The sequence below is a fragment of the Devosia rhizoryzae genome (assembly GCF_016698665.1).
Lineage (GTDB): Bacteria > Pseudomonadota > Alphaproteobacteria > Rhizobiales > Devosiaceae > Devosia > Devosia rhizoryzae.
In genome coordinates this window covers 218,407-237,009 of the sequence record NZ_CP068046.1, presented here as the reverse complement: position 1 = coordinate 237,009, position 18,603 = coordinate 218,407, and the positions used below count along the sequence as shown (strand labels likewise).

Below are 18,603 nucleotides of genomic sequence, written 5' to 3'. Positions count from 1 at the left end.
TTTGAGGACCTAAAATGAAAAGCAGAATTTTGCCTGCCCTGCTGGCCGCCAGTACCGCTCTTGCGACGCTTTCGGCCCCGGCTTTTGCCCAGAACGTGATCGAGGACTACGCGCCCGTCACCGCCGAAATGCTCGCCAACCCGCCGGCCGAAGAATGGCTGATGTTCCGCGGCAAGTACAACAACCAGGGCTATTCCGAGCTCGACATGATCAACAAGGACACCGTTGGTGACCTTGAGCTCGCCTGGGCCTGGCCGATGGCCGAAGCCGGTATTCAGGAAACCGCGCCGCTCGTTCACGACGGCATCATGTTCCTGCAGACCAACAACAATATCGTCGAAGCGCTCAACGCCGAAACCGGCGACCTGATCTGGCAGTACCGTCACCCGGTTGCCGAGATCCCGGCAAGCTGGAGCTACCAGGCCAACCAGGCCCGCCGCCAGAAGAACTCGATCGCGCTCTACGAAGACAAGGTGATCCTCACCACCGTCGACGCCAAGATCGTCGTGCTCAACGCCGCCGACGGCAAGGTCGCCTGGGAAAAGCAGGTTCTCGACTATAACCTGGGCTATAGCTACACCGTCGGTGCGCAGATCGCCGATGGCAAGATCATCTCGGCCATTTCGGGCTGCTCGATCGCCGGCACTGCCGGTGGTTGCTACATCATGGCCCATGACGTCGAAACCGGCGACGAAGTCTGGCGCTTCAACACCATCGACGATCCCAATAATCCCGAACAGCAGGCCAGCTGGGGCGGCGTTCCGCCGGAAAACCGTTGGGGCGGCACGCCGTGGACCACCGGTGCCTATGACCCGGAAACCAACACCACTTATTGGGGCATCGGCATGCCAGGCCCCTATGCCGAGCTGATCCGCGGTTCAGGCGATGGCTCGGTGCTCTACACCAACTCGACGCTGGCGCTCGATGCGGCCACCGGCGAACTCAAGTGGTACTACCAGCACCTGCCGCGCGATAACTGGGATCTCGACTCGCCGTTCGAGCGCGTTCTGGTCGACCAGGAAATCGACGGCGTCATGCACAAGATGCTGGTCACCGTGCCGGGCAAGAACGGCATTGCCTTCGCGCTCGATCGCGACACCGGCGAATATCTCTGGAGCAAGGAAACCATCGTCCAGAACGTTGTTTCCAGCATCGACGACGACGGTACTGTGCACACGAACGAAGACCTGATCTTCAACGCCCTGGGCGAAGAATTCCTCGTCTGCTCGTCGGTTTCCGGCGGCAAACTCTGGCAGGCAGGTGCCTATAGCCCCATGACCAACGCCTTCTTCGTTCCGCTGACCGAAGCCTGCAACACCGTCGCTCCGACGCAGACCGAATTCACCGCCGGCAATGCCGTTGGTTCGGTCAAGTTCGGCCCGCGCGTCCTGCCCGAAGGCATCACCGATGCCGGCCTGATGCAGGCGCTCGACATCAACCCGGAACAGGGCGAAAGCAAGTGGCAGTACCGCTACCGCCCGAGCCCGACCAGCTCTGTGCTGGCCACGGCCGGCGGCCTCGTGTTCGGCGGTGACGCCGCCCGCGAGATCAAGGCCTGGGATCAGGAAACCGGCGAACTCGTCTGGTCGCAGCGCCTAAACGCGCCGATCGGCGGTTACCCGATGACCTATGCGCTTAATGGCGAGCAGTATCTGGTGGTCCCCACGGGCTACTCGAACTCGGCAAGCTCGATCTCCTCGGCCTTCCCGGAGATCCCGCTGCCGACCGGTTCGGGCAATTCGATCTTCGTGTTCAAGCTGCCAAGCGACACGACCACGGCCAGCGCCAACTAAGGCGGGCTGAAACGGCAAGAAAAGGGGCCTCGGCCCCTTTTCGCTTTTATGAGGATTATTCAATGCTCCGTTTTCTAGCCGTTGCCTTGACGCTTTTGAGCGCCACCGCTGCCCAGGCGCAGACTGCCGGCATTCCCCCCGAAGAGCTCACCAATACGCGGCGCCTGGCCGGCAACAGCATCAATGCCTGTTTCGACGTCACGAGCCTCGGCCGCCCGTTCGACGAAGCCGTCGCCAAGGCAATAGGAGACGCGCTGTTCCTTGAGGTCAACGTTGTCGAAGGTTTCGGCGGTTTTCCGCTTAATGGCGATGGCTTCATGGACGAGCTGACGCTTGCCATGAATAATACCTGCGACGTTTTCATGGGTGTCAGCGTTTCGGCCAACTCGCCTTTTTCCGAAGCCTTTTCGCTGACCCGGCCCTATGCGACCATTCCCTTCGTGCTTGCGGTCAGCGACCCCGAATGGCAGAGCCTTGGCGACATTCCCAAGGACCGTCCGCTCGGCACTGCCATGGCCAGCATGGGCGAGATGCAATATATCACCTGGGCGCAACAGCAGCCGGAAGGGCAGAGCTGGGTGCGTTACCCCTATCCCGATCCGATCAAGATGGCGACGCGCGTGCTCGATGGCACCATTGCCGGCATGATCCTCTGGCAGCCCGCTCTGGCACGGTTGCAGGCCGAGCGGCCGGAGACGGAAGCGCTGCGCATCATCGACAGCGCGCCGATACCGGGTGCTGCCGTCAGCGTTGGTGCGCTGGTCTCGAGCCGCAACGGATTTTTGCGCAGCGAAATGGATCAGGCCATCGATGCGCTTGTGGCGGATGGCACCATCGACGCCTTGATGGCCGAGTATGGCTACGAGGGGTCAGCGGGCGAATAGCTGCGTCATGCCCGCAAGGAGCTTGGCCGGATCGGGAAAGCCAAAGACGACGATGGCGACAATGACGAGGCCGATAAAGATCGGTTCGGCGCGACGCAGGCGCCGTTCCGCATCGGGCCAAATGGCCTGAAGCATGCCGCCGCCGATCAGGCCGGGGATCGGCAAAACGTTCAGCAGGGTTGAGCTCAGGATGATTGCCTGAAGCTGGGCGAGGACCAATAGCGCAGCCGAGGCGCCGGTTGGCGGCAGCAGCAGCGCAGCCCGGCGCGCAAGATCGACCGCCGGAATGACGGCGAGGATCAGCGCCAGTCCCACGACGACGACCAGGATCACGCCCCAACGGCCGAGCCGGTTGGATCGCGGCTCATACCAGATGCTGCGTATCCAGGAGACTCCGAACAGCGCCGCCATCGCCGCGCCCCAGGCCGTAATGTGAACAAAAGGATTGAGCGTCAGCCTCCCATCGTGCTGAGGCCGCCGGTCGTTTAAACTCCATGCCAGCGCCGCAAGGATCGCGCCCTGCAGGGTCGCATAAAGCAGCACCGCGGCAAGGCGCGAAACGATGCCGCCGATGCTGAGCTCTCCAAGTATCTGCACGCCGCCACCCGCTGATTAGACGCACACCTTTAGGGTCTTGGCGCCTCAGGCGATAGGCATCTCTTTGCAGCGTGAAAAACTTCGCAACAAGCTGGAGCCATAGCCGTTGAGCCGGACACGCTATCGAGGAGACCACGATGAAAACGCTCGCAATTGCAGCCTCTTTTTCCCTTGCAGCCCTTATGGTTCCGGCTGCCGTATCGGCACAGGAAGTCACCCTGGGCGAGCAAGTCGTGCCCGCCGAACAGATGACCATTGTCGAGGACTGGTGCAAGGAACTGCAGGCCCAGCAAGGGCTGACCGGTACTCAGGAACCTGAATCCACGATGACCGAAGAGCAGGCCGAAACCGCCGCTGGCGACATGGACGAGGCGATCGAAGGCGCTATCGATCTGAACACCGTCACCCTTGAGCAGTGCCAGGACGCCGGCCTCACCGATCAGGAAGGCGATTGAACTTAGGGGGCTCGCCTGGCGAGCCCTTCATCTTATCCAGGTAGGAGATAGATCATGCTTACAAAAACTATCGCGATGATTGGCGCGACATTGATGTTGTCAAGCGCGGTTCTTGCTCAAGACGTCGAGCATCGGATCGGCGGCAAGACAGTTCCCGAAGATCAAATTGCTGAAGTTCAGGAGCAGTGCGACGCCATGCGACAGGGCGAGGTTGCTTCGCCCGTAGCGCAAGCCGCCTACGATGAAGACAGCAATGAAGCGGCAGCCGAGGCCGCCGAAGACACTGCTGTCGACCTTGCAGCAGAGCTCTGGAGCGAGAACGGACAAATAGATCCGATGAAGCTTTCTCTCGAGCTGTGTGACGAAGGCAACTTCCAATTGAGCGCTCCAAATTAGGCCCGCCCCCGTTGCACGCTCTATCTCGTCTTGGTGATATTTCAAGTTCTTACGGACGAAACAGCTCAGGCCAAAGTCAGTAGGCGGAAGCATGCCCGCATGCGTAAGGGACCCTGATATAAGCCCATAGAAGGCATAATGCTCCAGGAGTAGACGATCTGCTTCCCACCCCATTTTTGCCGTTCGCATTCCAACTTCAAGGCGAGCATTGGGGCCGGAAGCGGACTGACGGCTTTTGGTGGCGCAGTCAGAAGCAGACAGCAGATCGTGGAAGACGCGATGGCCTTTAGGGGGCCGTATCCGTCGAGAACACCGTCAAGAACGCTAATGGCCAGCTTGTCCAGCGCGTCCTGAAGAATAAGCAATTACGGATGACCACGGCCGAGCTGGAGACGTTGATCGCGTCTCTTCTCGATCTCCAGGACAATCGCTGCGCCCTAACGGGTATCCCCTTCGAGTTCCTCAGCCCCACGGCTGACAAAAACCTATTGCCCTTGCTCGATCGGGTCGACGACTCAGGCCACTACAAGGTCGGCAATCTTCAGGTCGTCTGCCAGTTTATCAATTTCGGGAAGGGAGATAGCGATAATGCCGAGTTCCAAGCCACTGGTGAGGGTTCGCGGCGTTGAATAGGAACACGCCGTTAAACCGGAGCTCAATGGCGGCTTTCAGGATTTTCCTGAGCCCCCGATCGGCCGATATGGGGCATTTCGGTCATTCAGGTTCTGACACCTGATCCTCGAAACCGGTCATTCTTCCATGCTGGTACCTTCATCGGCCCGATCAAGTTACCCCTTTCGAGCCGATAACCGGCGCCCACCCGCTCAGCCCGTCTTCTGTGCCGTAGCTTTCAGTTGTGATAGTCGTCGGCTCAAGTCGCGCAGGAGTTCTTTGCGCCGATAGGGCGTCTGCTTTTGCCAATCTGGCCGGCAGATAGCGCTACCTCTGCCCTTTAGGCGCGACCAGTGAGCTTCCGTCTGGAATGGCCGGAAGGTGATTACCCAAACCATGATCCACGAGGTCTATGGGCTGCAAAGCGTTATCGCCGCCGATCCGGTGTCAGGCACGCCAGTGGTCTTCCCAGGCATGCCTAACACAAAAATCAGCGCGTCGTCGCGGTGTCCGGCTTTAGGAGCCTGGCACTGTCCACCAGCCGGACGAACTCGGACCGATAGCCGCCATCGTCGGCACCCCGGCCAGCCCGCGCCAGGTCCGCGATCTCGTCCCAGGTCATTGCAGAACCATAGGCGCTGCTTTTGAGCTTCTGTCCGAATGCCGCAACAGCCGCAGCAAACTGCGTATCCACCCCAGCATCCTCGATATTGTCATAGACAACATCGGCCCTGACCGGCACATCGATCAACTGGCTGACATCGCTCTCCGGCAGCTTGAAGCGCATCTTCAAGAACGCGATCTCGTCCGAGCTCTGGGGCGCCACGGTCTCGCCATAGCGCAACGGATCGACCTGCCCCTCGCCTACCGGGGTGATCTCATAAAGCGCCGTCACGGTCGTGCCCGCACCGACATCGCCAGCATCCACCGCGTCATTGTTGAAATCCTCCCGGTTGAGCGCCCGCGTCTCATAGCCGATCAGCCGGTATTCCGCGACTTGCGCCGGGTTGAACTCGATCTGGATCTTGACGTCCTTGGCAATGGTATGGAGCGTGCCGCCAATCTCTTCGACCAGCACCTTCCGCGCTTCGGCAAAGCTCGAAATATAGCTGGCATTGCCATTCCCGTTCTGCGCCAAGGCCTGCATGGTTGCGTCATCGAGATTGCCGCGCCCAAAGCCGAGCACCGAGAGCGAGATGCCGCTCGCGCGCTTGCCGGCAATGAAATCCTCCAGCGCCTCCGGATCGTCGATCCCGACATTGAAGTCACCGTCAGTCGCAAGGATCACCCGATTGGTGCCCCCCGCGATCCGCGCCTCCTCGGCGAGGCGATAGGCCAGTTCGATCCCCTGCGCACCCGCCGTGCTGCCCCCCGCCCAAAGCTGGTCCAGCGCCTCAAGGATCTTGGCTTTCTGGTCCGCCCCGGTTGGCTCCAGCGCAACACCCGCGGATCCTGCATAGGCGACGATCGACACCGTATCGTCATTCCCCAGTTGGTCCAGCAACAGTGCAAAGGCGCGCTTCAACAGCGGCAGCTTGTCCGGCTCGTCCATCGACCCCGACGTGTCGATCAAAAACACCAGATTGCTCCTGGTGTCAGTTACAGGCGGCTCAAAGCCCTTGATGCCGATCTGAAGGATCTGCGTCTTCTTGTTCCAGGGCGTCGGATAAACGCTGATCGTTGGCTGGAACGGCTGGTCTGCGCTTTCCGCTTCGGGATAGTCATAAGGGAAATAGTTGATCAGCTCCTCGATGCGCACCGCATCGGCCCCCGGCACATAACCGTCCTCCAGCATGCGGCGCACATAAGAATAGCTCGCTGTGTCCACATCGATCGAAAAGGTCGAGACCGGCTCCTCCGCAGCGACCTTGAGGCGCTGCTCGTCAAAGCTTGCAAAGCTGTCCCCAGACGGCTCCGTCTGCGCCGGCGGAACAAAGCTTTCGCTTTCCAACAAGATACCACGGGGCGCGACAGGCATGGCTTGGTCGGCAAAACTTTCGGCCACCCTGCCCTGCGCCTGCAATGGCGCAGCAGGAACCGCTGGGGCAGGCAAGGCCAATGGCTCGGGAGCCGGCGCTGCATCCAGGGTGACCGCAGCCACCTCCTCGCGAGCCATCTCCGCTTCCGGCACTGGCTTTGCCGCAACCGGCGCCTCCGCTTCCGTGACCTCGGCTGCCGGCACAACCACCTGTTGGCTCCGGTCACCGGCCGGGGTCAGCGCCGTTGAGTTGTAGAGCTGCCAGCCGAGCGGCAACACCAGAAGAGCAATTGCCGCCGTGGCAACGGGAACACGCATTTCCATGATCGAAATCCTCCTAAGGGACGTGATGATGGAAGTTAGACGCGTGCCCCATGCTGCTTCTTTGGTTGGCTCGTCAGATTTTCTTGCCGCTTCGAAGGCCGCCTGTCCTTGTGCAAGGGCACGCGCACGCGCCGCTTCGCTCGCGGGTGGGACCGGCCCGTTGCGCAGGCTGTCGAACGGATCGTGGTCGTCGGGAAAGCTCATAACAGCCCCCTCAAGGTCTTGCGGGCTTGGTGCACATGAAAGCCGACCGTGGCTTCTTTGATGCCCATGATGGTGGCGGCTTCGGCATGGCTGAGCTCTTCGGCATAAACCAGGAGCACCGCGTCTCGTTGTTTCTCGGGCAAGCGCCGCACCGCAGCCCAAAGCTGCCCATGGGTCACCGTCGATTCCTGATCGGCCGCCTGCTCCGCCGAAGTGATCTCGGCAAAGGCATCTGCGTGGCGCCCGCGCCGGCTGCGGGCACGCTGGAAATCACGCACGGCATTAAGCGTAATCCGGTAGAGCCAGCTGGAGAAGGCACTTCGCCCATCAAAACCGGCAATGGCTGATCCGAGCTTCACGCACACATCCTGCGCGATATCTTCGGCGTCGCTGCGGTCGCCGCACCAGCGAAAAGCGGCGCGGAATATAAGGTCATAGTGCCCGGCAAGCAGCTCGCCGAAAGCCGTGCCATCGCCGCCGCACGCGCGGGTAAGCAGCGCTCGGGTGAGCGCCTCAGGGTCCGGCTTGGGTGCGGCGGTCAGTCCCAACACTTCATGCATGCACTTGTTTGCTCGACGGGCTATTCTTAAGCCTAAGACGCCCCTGCCGCGCCCTTCCTTTGGGTGGGCAGGCTATTTTCTTAGAGGCCCCTATGAGCGACGACCCCAAAGGCCCACTTGGCCTCAACCGCACCCGCATTTTCCTGCTCTGCATGGGCGCGCTGGTGCTGCTCATCACCATTTCGATGATGATGGGGGGTTTGGGCGATTACAACGCCCTCAAGGAAGCGTCGAATGCCGCGAAAAACCCGACGGCGGAACAGCTCGGCGGGAATTGAACTCTCTATTCCTCTCCCCCTCGGGGAGAGGTGGCTCGGCGCAGCCGAGTCGGTGAGGGGGATCCTCCACAACACTGAAATTGCGGGAATATCCCCGTCATCCGGCGCTCCGCGCCACCTTCTCCCGCAAGGGGAGAAGCGAAGATTGTTCGAGATGGTGCACCATCGCCTTCTCCCCTCGCGGGAGAAGTTGCCCGAAGGGCGGATGAGGAGGCCCTAGGCGACCAGCGCCTGCGGCACGGCCTCGGCGATAAACCCGCCGCCCAGCACTTCGCTGGTCGCCGAGTCATCGGTGTAGAACACGCAGGCCTGTCCCGGCGACACACCATATTCGCCGCTGACCAGCGTCACGAACACCTGCCCGCCCACCATCTGGATCACCGCCGGCTGCGGCCCGCGGGTCGAGCGCACCTTGACCTCGACCGGCGCGCCATTGCCCGACGCCGCTTCCGCCAGGGGCATGGCGCCCAGCCAGTTCACATCCCGCAGCCGCACCGTGTGCGTCTTCAGCGCCTCGCGCGGACCGACCACGACGCGTCCGGTCTTGTGCTCGAGCTTGACCACGTAAAGCGGCTCGCCCGCCGCGACCCCAAGGCCTTTGCGCTGGCCGATCGTATAATGAACGATGCCCTCATGGGTGCCGAGCACGCGTCCGTCCAGATGCACGATCTCGCCCGTGGCTAGCGCCTCGGGATGCATCTTGCGGATGATGTCGGCATACTTTCCCTGCGGCACAAAGCAGATGTCCTGGCTGTCGTGCTTTTCGGCAATCTCGAGCCCCATTTCCCGCGCATGTTCGCGCACCATGGCCTTGCTCATGCCGCCCAGTGGAAAGCGCAGGAAATCGAGCTGGCTCTGCGTCGTCGCAAACAGGAAATAGCTCTGGTCGCGGTCGCTATCGACCGGCCGGAACAAGTGCCGGCGGCCGTCCGCGCCCAGCCGCGTCTGCACATAATGGCCGGTGGCCAAGACGTCGGCGCCCAGTTCCTGCGCCACCGTCATCAGGTCGACGAATTTGACGCTCTGGTTGCAGGCAATGCAGGGCACCGGCGTTTCGCCCTGCTGGTAGGCATTGGCGAAGGGCTCGATCACCGCATTCTTGAAGCGCTCTTCATAGTCGAGCACATAATGGGGAATGCCCAGCTTTGCCGCGACCCGACGGGCATCGTGGATGTCCTGCCCCGCGCAGCAGGCGCCCTTGCGGTGCGTTGCCTCGCCATGATCGTAAAGCTGGAGGGTGACGCCGACCACCTCATAGCCTTCTTTGGCAAGGAGGCCGGCAACGACGGAAGAATCCACGCCCCCGGACATGGCGACAACAACGCGCGTGTCCTCTGGGCGCTTGGCGATATCAAGCGAGTTCAGCATTTCCTGGGTATCCGGTTGGGGTCAAGGGCCAGCGGCTACGATGTGCGGGCGTTTTACGCTCCCAAAGAAAGCCTGTCCACCGCCCGGCAGCTTTTGCCGATTGGGCGGCAGGGATGACCACCCTGCGACGACTGATCGTTAGCAACTCACCGCCAACCGGTTGACCGCGCTCGATAATCATAACTGGCAAGCCACTTGCATCGATGATCCGGAATATGTCTGTCCGAGGATGCCCATCGTGGCTTCACACCTGACCGTTATCAGCCCCGCCGCCACGCACTCCTTTGCGGCGCAACTCGGCGCCGCGCCGCAAGCCGCCACCGCGGGCAGCGACGCGCTCGCCCTTTTTGCCGCCCTGCTCGGCAACACCGCGCCGGAAATTGCAGCCCCGACAGGCCAGGTCACCCTCGACAGCGCCATCGGCAACGTTTTTGCGCTCGGCCTGGAAACAGGTGCTGGCGAGCCGGAGGCCGAGGCACAAACGGACATAACCGTTGATCCGGTTGCCGCACCAGTCATGGCCCCCAACCCAGCGCCCGTCCTCAATCTCGTCGAGGCCTTGGGCACGCTCAAGGCCAGCCTCGATGCCGGCCGGCCGCTCGATCCCGATCTCCTGAAGCAAGTCGATACGGCCCTCACCGGCTTGGCCGATGCTCTGGGGCTCGATCTCGCCACCCTGCCCGTCCCCGAGGATTTTGCTGTCCTCCTCGAAACCGGCGCCGAAGATACCGGGCTCGCCGGTGCGCTGACCCAGCTTCTCGCGCCGCTGGCACAATCCATCGCCGTCGCGAGCAAGGCCGACGATGCTGCGTCGATCAGCGGCGAAGCCGCCGCCCTCGCCAAGCTCAAGCAGGTCGGCGACAAGCTTGGCGCGATGCTTGCGGCGCTCGATGCCGATGCCGTGCCGGATGAGAAGCTTGCCGCCATCGGCATGCCCCCCGGCCAGCCTCCATCTGCCGAAATCAACGAAGCCCTCGCCCGCGTCGCCGCGGGCCTCGCCAAGACGGAGGTGCCACAGGAGCCCGAGCTTGCCCTCCCGGCACTGAAACTCACCGAGCCGGTGCTGGCCGGAAAGACCGCTGAGTCAGCGGAGGCTCCTGCCCCGGCAGCCAAGCTCAGCGACCCAGTCGATGCTGCGCCAAAACCCGACGCTAAACCCGATCAACCGGCGGACTCGGCCCCGCGCGATCGCGTCGAAGCGCGCCGCGAACCCGCCAATCCTCAGGCCTTCATTGCGCCAACGGCAAACGAGCCGGCGCCCGTCGACCCGCAGGCCAGCCAGCAGCCCGCAACGCCCCGCATCGATTCCGCCGCCACCACCCGCGTCGTAACCCAGCCCGGCTACCAGACCAGCCAGCAGCAACTCAACCTGCCGCAGATCGCCTTCGAAATGGCGCGCCAAGTCGAGGGCGGCAATACCCGCTTTCAGATCCGCCTCGATCCGCCCGAACTTGGCCGCATCGACGTGCGGCTCGAAATCGACAATGCCGGATCGGTCAGCGCCCGTCTCACGGTCGAAAAAGCCGAAACGCTTGACCTCATGCAGCGCGACCAACGCGGCCTCGAACGCGCCCTGCAACAGGCCGGTGTCGATGCCGGCAAGACCAATCTCGAATTTTCCCTGAAACAAAACCCCTTCGCCGGCCAGCCCGGCATGGGGGATGGCCAGAAGGGCCAGAACGCCGGCCACGGCACGGCCAATGACAATGGCAAGCCGGTCGACGAAACCCCCGAGCCCACGCCCACCGTCAACCTTTATCGCGGCACGCTGCAAGCGCGCGGCGTCAACATCATCGCTTAGGGAGACCATTGATGGCCATCGATAGCGTCGGCGGCGCCGCAAATACATCCGGCGTCAGCAATCTCTCCCGCTCCACCATTGCCGACAATTTCGACACCTTCCTGTCGATCCTGACGACGCAGCTCAAGAACCAGAACCCGCTCGATCCGCTCGACACCAACCAGTTCACCCAGCAGCTGGTGCAGTTCACCGGCGTCGAGCAGCAACTTAAGACCAACGACTTCCTCGAAGCGCTATTGCTCAATACCCAAAACGGTTTCCGCGCCGATGCCGTGAGCTATATCGGCAAACAGGTCACCGCTTCCGGCAAGACCGGCGAACTCAAGGACGGCGGGGCCATGTGGGCCTATACCGCCGATGCCAACGTCGCCAACGCCACCGTCACCATCAAGGACGCCAAGGGCAACACTGTCTATACCGAAAACGGTGCACTCAATCAGGGCCCGGGCAATTTCCTCTGGGACGGCATGGGCTCGGACGGCAACAAGAAGCCGGATGGGGTTTATACGATCGAGATCAAGGGCACCAACCTTTCGGGCAAGGAAGTGGCGGTCTCCACGTCCTCCATCGGCACCGTCACCGCCGTGGATTTCTCCGGCACCGAGCCCATGCTCACGGTCGGCAAGAACAAGGTCGCCTTGTCCGACGTCACCGACGTCCGCCTGCAGGCCGCCACCACCCCGGCCACCGGCTCCGGCAGCTAAGCCCGGCGATCGCCGCTACAAGCTTTTGCCCTCCCAGCACATGTTGGGAGGGTCGCATCCTTTGGCCTCGCCCATGCCAAAGTGATCAAAATTCTCCTTCATTCTTAACCTGTTGTAAGTTTCCCCTTGAGGGTTTTTTAAGCCCGTTCGGCTACGCTCCAAGCCATGGTCAGGTTTGAGTAGTGAGTAGAATGACCGTCCAGATGCGTCCACGCGTGAAGTACGTTATCGGCCCGGATGGAAGTCCGCTGACGATCGCGGATCTCCCGCCAGCCAATACCCGCCGGTGGGTTATCCGGCGCAAGGCCGAAGTCGTTGCCGCAGTCCGCGGTGGCCTCCTCAGCCTTGAAGAAGCCTGCGAGCGCTACACGCTCAGTGTCGACGAATTCCTCAACTGGCAGGCCGCCATCGACAAACACGGCCTTGCCGGACTGCGGACAACGTGGATCCAGCATTACCGCGAGGGCTAACACTCCCGGTCGTGAAAAGAAGGCCCGCCGGAGCAATCCGGCGGGCCTTTTTGTTGCGCTTAAGTAGGCCAATTATCTTGCCCCGAACACGATCGAACTCCTCCCCCGCCTAACGGCGGAGGCTGGTTGGGGGTCCGCCTCACCCATAGTCCTCCGGCATCCAGCGCGCCCCTGCCTCTCGCCCGCGCAAGCGCTCGTAATAATCTCGCACCGCCGGAAATTCCCGCTTCTCGAACGGCGTCTTGAACCAGCGGTGACAACTCAGGCCCACCGCGATATCTGCCACTGAAAACACATCGCCCGCCAAAAACGGCCGCCCCTTTTCGAGCTCCCGGTCCAAAATTCCCATCGTCCCCGTCCAGCGCCCGATCGCCTCCCTGATCTTGTCCGGATCATCGTAGCCCGGCATCCGCCGCAACAATCCCGGCACGACATAGCCCCAGGATGGATTGAGTTCGCTCGCCTGCCAGCCCAGCCATTGCAGCGCCAGCCCCAGCGCACGCCGATCCTCCGGCAACAGCGCACCCCGCGTCTGCGCCAGATAAACCAGCAGCCCATTGCTCTCCCAGAGCACGCTGCCGTCGTCCTCGATCAGCACCGGAACCTGCCCGTTCGGGTTCAGCGCCAAAAACTCCGGCACCTTCGGATCACGCCCCGGCAATCCCCAATCCTCCCGCAAATAAGACTCGCCGATCTCGTCCAGCGCCCAAAGCACCTTGCGCACATTGATCGACGTCACCCGGCCCAGCACGCGAACCATCAAATTCCTCCTCGTCAAGCCCGGCAATTTCTGCCGCAATTAGCATTCTTCAGCCGATAGTTAAGACAATGTTTACCATCCGCTAGGTAATTTTTGCCCACTGGTTTGTGGGCCAACACATGCCGGTGTCCGAGACGAGAGTGGGGCGCCTGGTGCGCGGCCACGAAACCAGAGTGACGGCGTGGAAAGTCTAAGCAACCTCATTAACCGGATCGGCATGCCGCGCATCGCCGCCATGGTGATGGTCGCCGTGCTCATGCTGGGTTTCTTTGGCTTTTTGATCATGCGCAGCCAGACGCCCAATCTTGCTCCGCTCTACTCGGGCCTGAGCCTTGAAGACAGTTCGGCCATCCTCACCGAGCTGCAAACCCAGTCCATCCCCTACGAACTGCGTGGCGACGGCGACACCATCCTCGTCCCCCGCGACCAGATCACGACCCTGCGCATGTCGCTGGCCAGCGAAGGCCTGCCCACCAGCGGGCAGGTCGGCTACGAAATCTTCGACCAGCAGTCCACCCTGGGCGCCACGAGCTTCGTCCAGAACATCAACAATGTTCGCGCCCTCGAAGGCGAGCTGGCCCGCACCATCTCATCCCTCACCCGCATCAAGTCGGCGCGCGTCCACCTCGTCCTGCCCGAACGCGAGCTTTTCCGCCGCGAACGCAAGGACCCCTCCGCCTCGATCGTTCTTTCGGTCCGTGGCGAACTCTCCAACGGCGAAGTGCGCGCCATCCAGCACCTCGTCGGTTCCGCCATCGAAGGCCTCTCGCCCAGCCGCGTTTCCATCGTCGACGACCAGGGCAATCTCCTGGCCTCCGGCACCGGCCAGGATGAAGCCGGCATGATGTCGGCCCAGGCCGACGAGCGCACCCTTGGCTACGAAAACCGTCTGCGCACGCGCCTCGAAGACATGCTGGCCAATGTCGTCGGCGCCGGCCGCGCCCGCGTCGAGGTTTCGGCCGAACTCGATCTCAACCGCTCCACCGTCACCGAAGAGCGCTTCGATCCTGAAGGCCAGGTCGTTCGCTCGACCCAGACCAGCGACACGGAAAACACGACCGGCGCCGCCAACGGCCAGGTCAGCGTCGCTAACGAGCTGCCGGGCGCCTCCAACGCCCCCGGCACCGCGACCGAACAGGGCACGTCCAACTCCGAAACCGTCAACTACGAGATTTCCAAAACCACCCAGACCAACATCACCGAAGCCGGCGCCCTGAAGCGCCTCTCGGTCGCGGTCGTGGTCGATGGCGTCTACAATGACGATGGCGCCGGCAACCTCACCTATACGCCGCGCACCGCCGATGAAGTCGCGCAGATCCTGGCGCTCGTGCGCTCGGCCGTCGGCTATTCCGCCGATCGCGGCGACAGCGTCGAAGTGGTCAACATGCAGTTTGCCGAGCGTCCGGATCTGGCCATTGCTGGCACCGACTCGGGCGCTGGCCTCCTCGATTTCACCCGCGACGACATCATGGACGGCGCCGAAATGGCCGTCACACTTCTTATCGCCCTGGCGCTCGTCTTCTTCGTCATGCGGCCGCTTCTTAAGAAGGTTCTCTCGCCGGAGCCCAAGCCGCTGGCTTTGCCGGTCGCCGCCGAACTTGGCCACAATGGCGTGGTCGGCGCCGATGGGCGTCTGGTCGAGGTCATCGTCGAAGACGAACCGAGGGACAAGACTCCCGCCTGGGTCCAGAACGCCAAGTCCATGGGCGAAACCCAGCTCCAGACCCTCAAGACCGTCGGCACCCTGGTCGAAGAAAATCCCAAGCAGGCCGCGCTGATCGTGCGCGACTGGCTCGGTAGCGCTGCGTAACCGCCATGTCCCTGATCTCCCAAGCACCCGACGCCTCCCTTGCACCCCTGGGCGCCCAGCTTCAGGTCGGTGGCGAAAACCGCCTGCTCAAGGGCGACGAAAAGGCCGCCGCGCTCCTGCTCGCGCTCGGCCCCGATTATGGCAAGCCGATCTTCGACGAACTCGACGAACTCGAAATCAAGCAGCTTTCCCGCGCCATGGTTCGCCTTGGGCCGATTACCCAGGAAATGCTCGATGACCTGATGATCGAATTCGTCACCACGATTTCGTCCAATGGCTCGCTCTCGGGCAATACCGACACCACCGAGCGCCTGCTCCTGAGCTTCCTCACCCAGGACAAGGTCGACGCCATCATGGAAGAAATCCGTGGACCGGCCGGCCGCAACATGTGGGAAAAGCTTTCCAACGTGCAGGCCGATATTCTCGCCGCCTACCTCAAGAACGAATACCCGCAGACCATTGCCGTCGTCCTTTCCAAGATTGCCACCGACCACGCATCCAAGGTCCTCGCCGTCCTGCCTGAAGAGTTGGCCATGGACGTGGTGCAGCGCATGCTCGGCCTCGATCCGGTGCAAAAGGAAATTCTCGAAAAGATCGAGATGACGCTGCGCACCGAATTCATGTCGACGCTTAATCACTCCAAGCGCCGCGACAGCCACGAGCAGATGGCCGAAATCTTCAACAGCTTTGATCGCCAGACCGAAGCGCGCTTCATCACCAATCTCGAAGAGTTCAATCGCGACGATGCCGAGCGCATCAAGGCGCTGATGTTCACCTTCGAGGATCTCGCCAAGCTTGAAACTTCCGCCATCCAGACGCTGCTTTCCAAGCTCGACAAACGCGACCTCGCCTTGGCCCTCAAGGGTGCCAACGAAACCGTCAAGGAAAGCTTCTTCTCCAATATGTCGGGCCGCGCCGCCAAGCTCTTGCAGGACGACATGGCCGGCATGGGTCCGGTGCGTTTGAAGGATGTCGACGAAGCCCAGACCCGCCTCGTCGCCACCGCCAAGGACCTCGCTGCCAAGGGCGAAATCCTGATCATGAAGTCCAAGTCCGACGACCAGATGGTGGCTTAACCCATGGCCGCCCCTGCCCGCTTCCTTTTCGATCTCAACATGGAGCACCGCCCCGGCCGCGTTTCCGCGCCACCGGTGCCGACGATCCCCGAAGACGTTGTCGCCCAGCTCGTCGCCAATGCTCGTCAGGAAGCCTATGCCGAAGGCATGCGCGCCGGCGAGCAGAACGCCTCCGCCATGGCCGCGCAAACCATTGCGGCTGCTTCAGCAACGCTGGCGACGCAGACTGCCCAGCTGATGGCCGCACTCGACGAAGCGCGCGACAGCAATCATCGCGAATCCGTGGACCTGGCGGTCACCGTCGGCCGCAAGCTTGCTCTCCATCTCGTCGCCCGGCACCCGCTGACCGAGCTGGAAGCTCTGGTGCGCGAGTGTCTCCCGAGCCTTGATGGCGTGCCGCACCTCGTCATCCGCTGTCATCCGGACCTCGCCGACGCCATCCGCGAAGCAGCCACCGCGCAAATGGCTCATGCCGGTTTTGCCGGTCGCCTCGTCGTTATGGGTGATCCCGATATTCGCCTTGGCGATGGCCGCCTGGAATGGGTCGATGGCGGCCTCGTTCGCGACATCGCCGAAACCTCCAAGAACATCGATCGCCAGATCGCCACCTACCTTGCCGCGCGCTCCAAGACCGCTGCCGCACACCATGCCAGGGAGCACCACCAATGAGTGCCGAAAACGAAGGCTTCGGCCTCGACGAAATGGCTGCCCCCGAACGCAACGGGCAGGAACACTATGTCGAAAAGACTGCCGCCGATCTTGAAGCGGTGTTCGATGTTCCTGTGCGCGTCTCGGTCGTCCTCGGCCGCACCAAGATGCCGGTCTCCCACCTGCTCAAGATGGATGCCGGCACCGTCATCGAACTTGACCGCCAGGTCGGCGAAGCGGTCGAGATTTTCATCAACGACCGCCTCGTCGCCCGTGGTGAAATCGTGCTGGTCGAAGACCGGCTCGGCGTCACCATGACCGAAATCATCAAGCCGCAGTAAGGGAGAACTGATCGTGCGTCTGCTCATCATTGGAGCCCTCGAAGGCCAGCTCTCCACCGCAACCAAGATGGCCATGGACGGCGGCGCCAAGGTCGCCCATGCCCCCTCGATCGAAATTGCCCTCGCCGCCCTCCGCGCCGGCAAGGGGGCCGACCTGCTGCTCGTCGACGTGATGATGAACATCTCGGGCCTCATTGCCGGGCTAGAAGCCGAGCGCATCGCCGTGCCGGTCGTCGCCTGCGGCGTCGAGACCAATGCCGCCGCCGCCGTCAACGCCATCCGCGCCGGCGCCAAGGAATATATCCCGCTGCCGCCTGACGCCGAGCTGATCGCCGCCGTCATCGCCGCCGTCGCCCGCGAAAGCTCGGAATTCCTTTATCGCGACCCGGCCATGGAGCGCGTCGTCAAGATGGCCGAGCAGATCGCTGGCTCGGAAGCCTCGATCCTGATCACCGGCGAATCGGGCACCGGCAAGGAAGTCGTCGCCAAATACGTTCACGCCCGCTCCAAGCGCGCGTCGAAAGCCTTTATCTCCGTCAACTGCGCCGCGATCCCGGAAGCACTGCTCGAATCCGAGCTTTTCGGCCACGAAAAGGGTGCCTTTACCGGCGCCGTCGCGCGCCGCATCGGCAAGTTCGAGGAAGCCTCTGGCGGCACCCTCCTGCTCGACGAAATTTCCGAAATGGACGTGCGCCTCCAGGCCAAGCTCCTGCGCGCCATCCAGGAACGCGTCATCGACCGCGTTGGCGGCACCAAGCCCGTGCCCGTCGACATCCGCATCCTCGCCACTTCCAACCGCAATCTCAGCGAGGCCGTGCGTGAAGGCAGCTTCCGCGAAGACCTCCTGTTCCGCCTCAACGTCGTAAACCTGAAACTCCCGGCTTTACGCGAGCGCCCCGGCGACATCATCGCCCTCTCCGAGCATTTCGTCGCCAAATACGCCAAGGCCAACGGAATCCCGCCGCGCGCACTCTCCGCAGAAGCGCGCAATGCCCTGGTGAAAGCCCCCTGGCCGGGCAATGTGCGCGAACTGGAAAACACCCTCCACCGCGCCGTGCTGCTCTCCTCCGGCGACACCATCGGCACCGAAGCCATCGTCCTGCCCGACGGCATGGGCCTCGCCGAAGCCGCCCGTGCGACCTCGCCCGCCATGATGGCCGCGCAAACCGCCGAGGCCATGAACCGCGCCCTCGTCGGCCGCACCGTCGCCGATGTCGAGCGCGACCTCATCCTCGACACCCTCGACCACACCTTCGGCAACCGCACCCATGCCGCGACCATCCTGGGCATCTCCATCCGCACCCTGCGCAACAAACTCAACCAATATGCCGACGAAGGCACCCATGTGCCCGAACCCGGCGAACGCCGCGCGGTGGCTTGATGGCTCGCTCTCCCCTCCCCACCGGCCTTCCCTTCTCCCCTTGCGGGAGAAGGTGGCTCGCGCCTCGCGCGAGACGGATGAGGGGTAGGGATTTTGCCCTAAACGCAGCATTCAGGGTGCTCTCAGCACCCCTCATCCGCCCTTCGGGCACCTTCTCCCGCAA

At 62.5% G+C, this 18,603-nt stretch carries 19 protein-coding genes; 14 read left to right on the top strand and 5 right to left on the bottom strand.

Going from position 1 to position 18,603, the window contains the following annotated elements:
* Positions 1 to 14: 14 nt before the first annotated feature.
* Complete coding sequence (locus JI748_RS01130) at positions 15 to 1,793, top strand: pyrroloquinoline quinone-dependent dehydrogenase (protein WP_201634092.1); 1,779 nt, start codon at positions 15 to 17, stop codon at positions 1,791 to 1,793.
* Positions 1,794 to 1,855: 62 nt separating this feature from the next.
* Positions 1,856 to 2,677, top strand: coding sequence for a substrate-binding periplasmic protein (locus JI748_RS01125; RefSeq protein WP_201634089.1), 822 nt, complete (start codon positions 1,856 to 1,858; stop codon positions 2,675 to 2,677).
* On the opposite strand, the gene JI748_RS01120 is transcribed toward JI748_RS01125, so the two are convergent.
* Positions 2,663 to 3,274 carry a zinc metalloprotease gene (locus JI748_RS01120; RefSeq protein ID WP_201634086.1) on the bottom strand — a complete coding sequence of 204 codons (612 nt, stop codon included), beginning with the start codon at positions 3,272 to 3,274 and terminating at the stop codon, positions 2,663 to 2,665. The two genes, JI748_RS01125 and JI748_RS01120, sit on opposite strands and share 15 nt — an antisense overlap.
* 137 nt (positions 3,275 to 3,411) lie before the next feature.
* On the opposite strand from JI748_RS01120, the gene JI748_RS01115 reads away from it, so the two are divergent.
* From JI748_RS01115 to JI748_RS01105, 3 genes are all read left to right on the top strand, one after another.
* A complete protein-coding gene (locus JI748_RS01115) occupies positions 3,412 to 3,729 on the top strand; it encodes a hypothetical protein (protein WP_201634083.1) in 318 nt (105 codons plus the stop codon).
* A 54-nt stretch (positions 3,730 to 3,783) separates the two neighbouring features.
* Positions 3,784 to 4,125, top strand: coding sequence for a hypothetical protein (locus tag JI748_RS01110; protein ID WP_201634080.1), 342 nt, complete (start codon positions 3,784 to 3,786; stop codon positions 4,123 to 4,125).
* Between the two features lie 371 nt (positions 4,126 to 4,496).
* Complete coding sequence (locus tag JI748_RS01105) at positions 4,497 to 4,754, top strand: hypothetical protein (protein ID WP_201634077.1); 258 nt, start codon at positions 4,497 to 4,499, stop codon at positions 4,752 to 4,754.
* 473 nt (positions 4,755 to 5,227) lie between these two features.
* On the opposite strand, the gene JI748_RS01100 is transcribed toward JI748_RS01105, so the two are convergent.
* On the bottom strand, positions 5,228 to 7,243 hold the full coding sequence (locus JI748_RS01100) for a vWA domain-containing protein (RefSeq protein WP_201634074.1): 2,016 nt from the start codon (positions 7,241 to 7,243) through the stop codon (positions 5,228 to 5,230).
* Complete coding sequence (locus JI748_RS01095; RefSeq protein ID WP_201634071.1) at positions 7,240 to 7,803, bottom strand: RNA polymerase sigma factor; 564 nt, start codon at positions 7,801 to 7,803, stop codon at positions 7,240 to 7,242. The genes JI748_RS01100 and JI748_RS01095 overlap by 4 nt, the downstream gene beginning before the upstream one ends.
* Before the next feature lie 92 nt (positions 7,804 to 7,895).
* On the opposite strand from JI748_RS01095, the gene JI748_RS01090 reads away from it, so the two are divergent.
* A complete protein-coding gene (locus JI748_RS01090) occupies positions 7,896 to 8,081 on the top strand; it encodes a hypothetical protein (RefSeq protein ID WP_201634067.1) in 186 nt (61 codons plus the stop codon).
* A gap of 216 nt (positions 8,082 to 8,297) precedes the next feature.
* Here JI748_RS01090 and mnmA read toward each other — a convergent pair whose 3' ends face one another.
* Positions 8,298 to 9,449, bottom strand: a complete 1,152-nt coding sequence (mnmA, locus tag JI748_RS01085; RefSeq protein WP_201634064.1) for a tRNA 2-thiouridine(34) synthase MnmA — start codon at positions 9,447 to 9,449, stop codon at positions 8,298 to 8,300.
* A 238-nt stretch (positions 9,450 to 9,687) separates the two neighbouring features.
* Here mnmA and JI748_RS01080 point away from each other — a divergent pair, with 238 nt between their 5' ends.
* From JI748_RS01080 to sciP, 3 genes are all read left to right on the top strand, one after another.
* Positions 9,688 to 11,250 carry a flagellar hook-length control protein FliK gene (locus tag JI748_RS01080; RefSeq protein ID WP_201634061.1) on the top strand — a complete coding sequence of 521 codons (1,563 nt, stop codon included), beginning with the start codon at positions 9,688 to 9,690 and terminating at the stop codon, positions 11,248 to 11,250.
* An 11-nt stretch (positions 11,251 to 11,261) separates the two neighbouring features.
* On the top strand, positions 11,262 to 11,954 hold the full coding sequence (locus JI748_RS01075; RefSeq protein ID WP_201634058.1) for a flagellar hook assembly protein FlgD: 693 nt from the start codon (positions 11,262 to 11,264) through the stop codon (positions 11,952 to 11,954).
* A gap of 191 nt (positions 11,955 to 12,145) precedes the next feature.
* Positions 12,146 to 12,424, top strand: a complete 279-nt coding sequence (gene sciP, locus JI748_RS01070; protein ID WP_035085775.1) for a CtrA inhibitor SciP — start codon at positions 12,146 to 12,148, stop codon at positions 12,422 to 12,424.
* 139 nt (positions 12,425 to 12,563) lie between these two features.
* Here sciP and JI748_RS01065 read toward each other — a convergent pair whose 3' ends face one another.
* Positions 12,564 to 13,184 (bottom strand): glutathione S-transferase family protein, encoded by a 621-nt coding sequence (locus JI748_RS01065; RefSeq protein WP_201634055.1) that lies wholly within the window; start codon positions 13,182 to 13,184, stop codon positions 12,564 to 12,566.
* A 181-nt stretch (positions 13,185 to 13,365) separates the two neighbouring features.
* On the opposite strand from JI748_RS01065, the gene fliF reads away from it, so the two are divergent.
* From fliF to flbD, 5 genes are read left to right on the top strand one after another with little or no spacing between them, the layout of a single operon-like run.
* Positions 13,366 to 14,994 (top strand): flagellar basal-body MS-ring/collar protein FliF, encoded by a 1,629-nt coding sequence (gene fliF / locus JI748_RS01060; RefSeq protein ID WP_201634052.1) that lies wholly within the window; start codon positions 13,366 to 13,368, stop codon positions 14,992 to 14,994.
* Between the two features lie 5 nt (positions 14,995 to 14,999).
* The gene (gene fliG / locus JI748_RS01055; protein WP_201634049.1) at positions 15,000 to 16,070 is read left to right on the top strand and encodes a flagellar motor switch protein FliG; all 1,071 of its coding nucleotides are present in this window, start codon (positions 15,000 to 15,002) and stop codon (positions 16,068 to 16,070) included.
* Positions 16,071 to 16,073: 3 nt separating this feature from the next.
* Positions 16,074 to 16,739: a FliH/SctL family protein gene (locus tag JI748_RS01050; RefSeq protein WP_201634046.1), complete on the top strand. Its 666-nt coding sequence runs from the start codon at positions 16,074 to 16,076 to the stop codon at positions 16,737 to 16,739.
* A gap of 32 nt (positions 16,740 to 16,771) precedes the next feature.
* Complete coding sequence (gene fliN / locus JI748_RS01045) at positions 16,772 to 17,059, top strand: flagellar motor switch protein FliN (protein ID WP_233280650.1); 288 nt, start codon at positions 16,772 to 16,774, stop codon at positions 17,057 to 17,059.
* A 13-nt stretch (positions 17,060 to 17,072) separates the two neighbouring features.
* Complete coding sequence (gene flbD, locus JI748_RS01040) at positions 17,073 to 18,440, top strand: sigma-54-dependent transcriptional regulator FlbD (RefSeq protein ID WP_201634040.1); 1,368 nt, start codon at positions 17,073 to 17,075, stop codon at positions 18,438 to 18,440.
* Positions 18,441 to 18,603 lie beyond the last annotated feature (163 nt).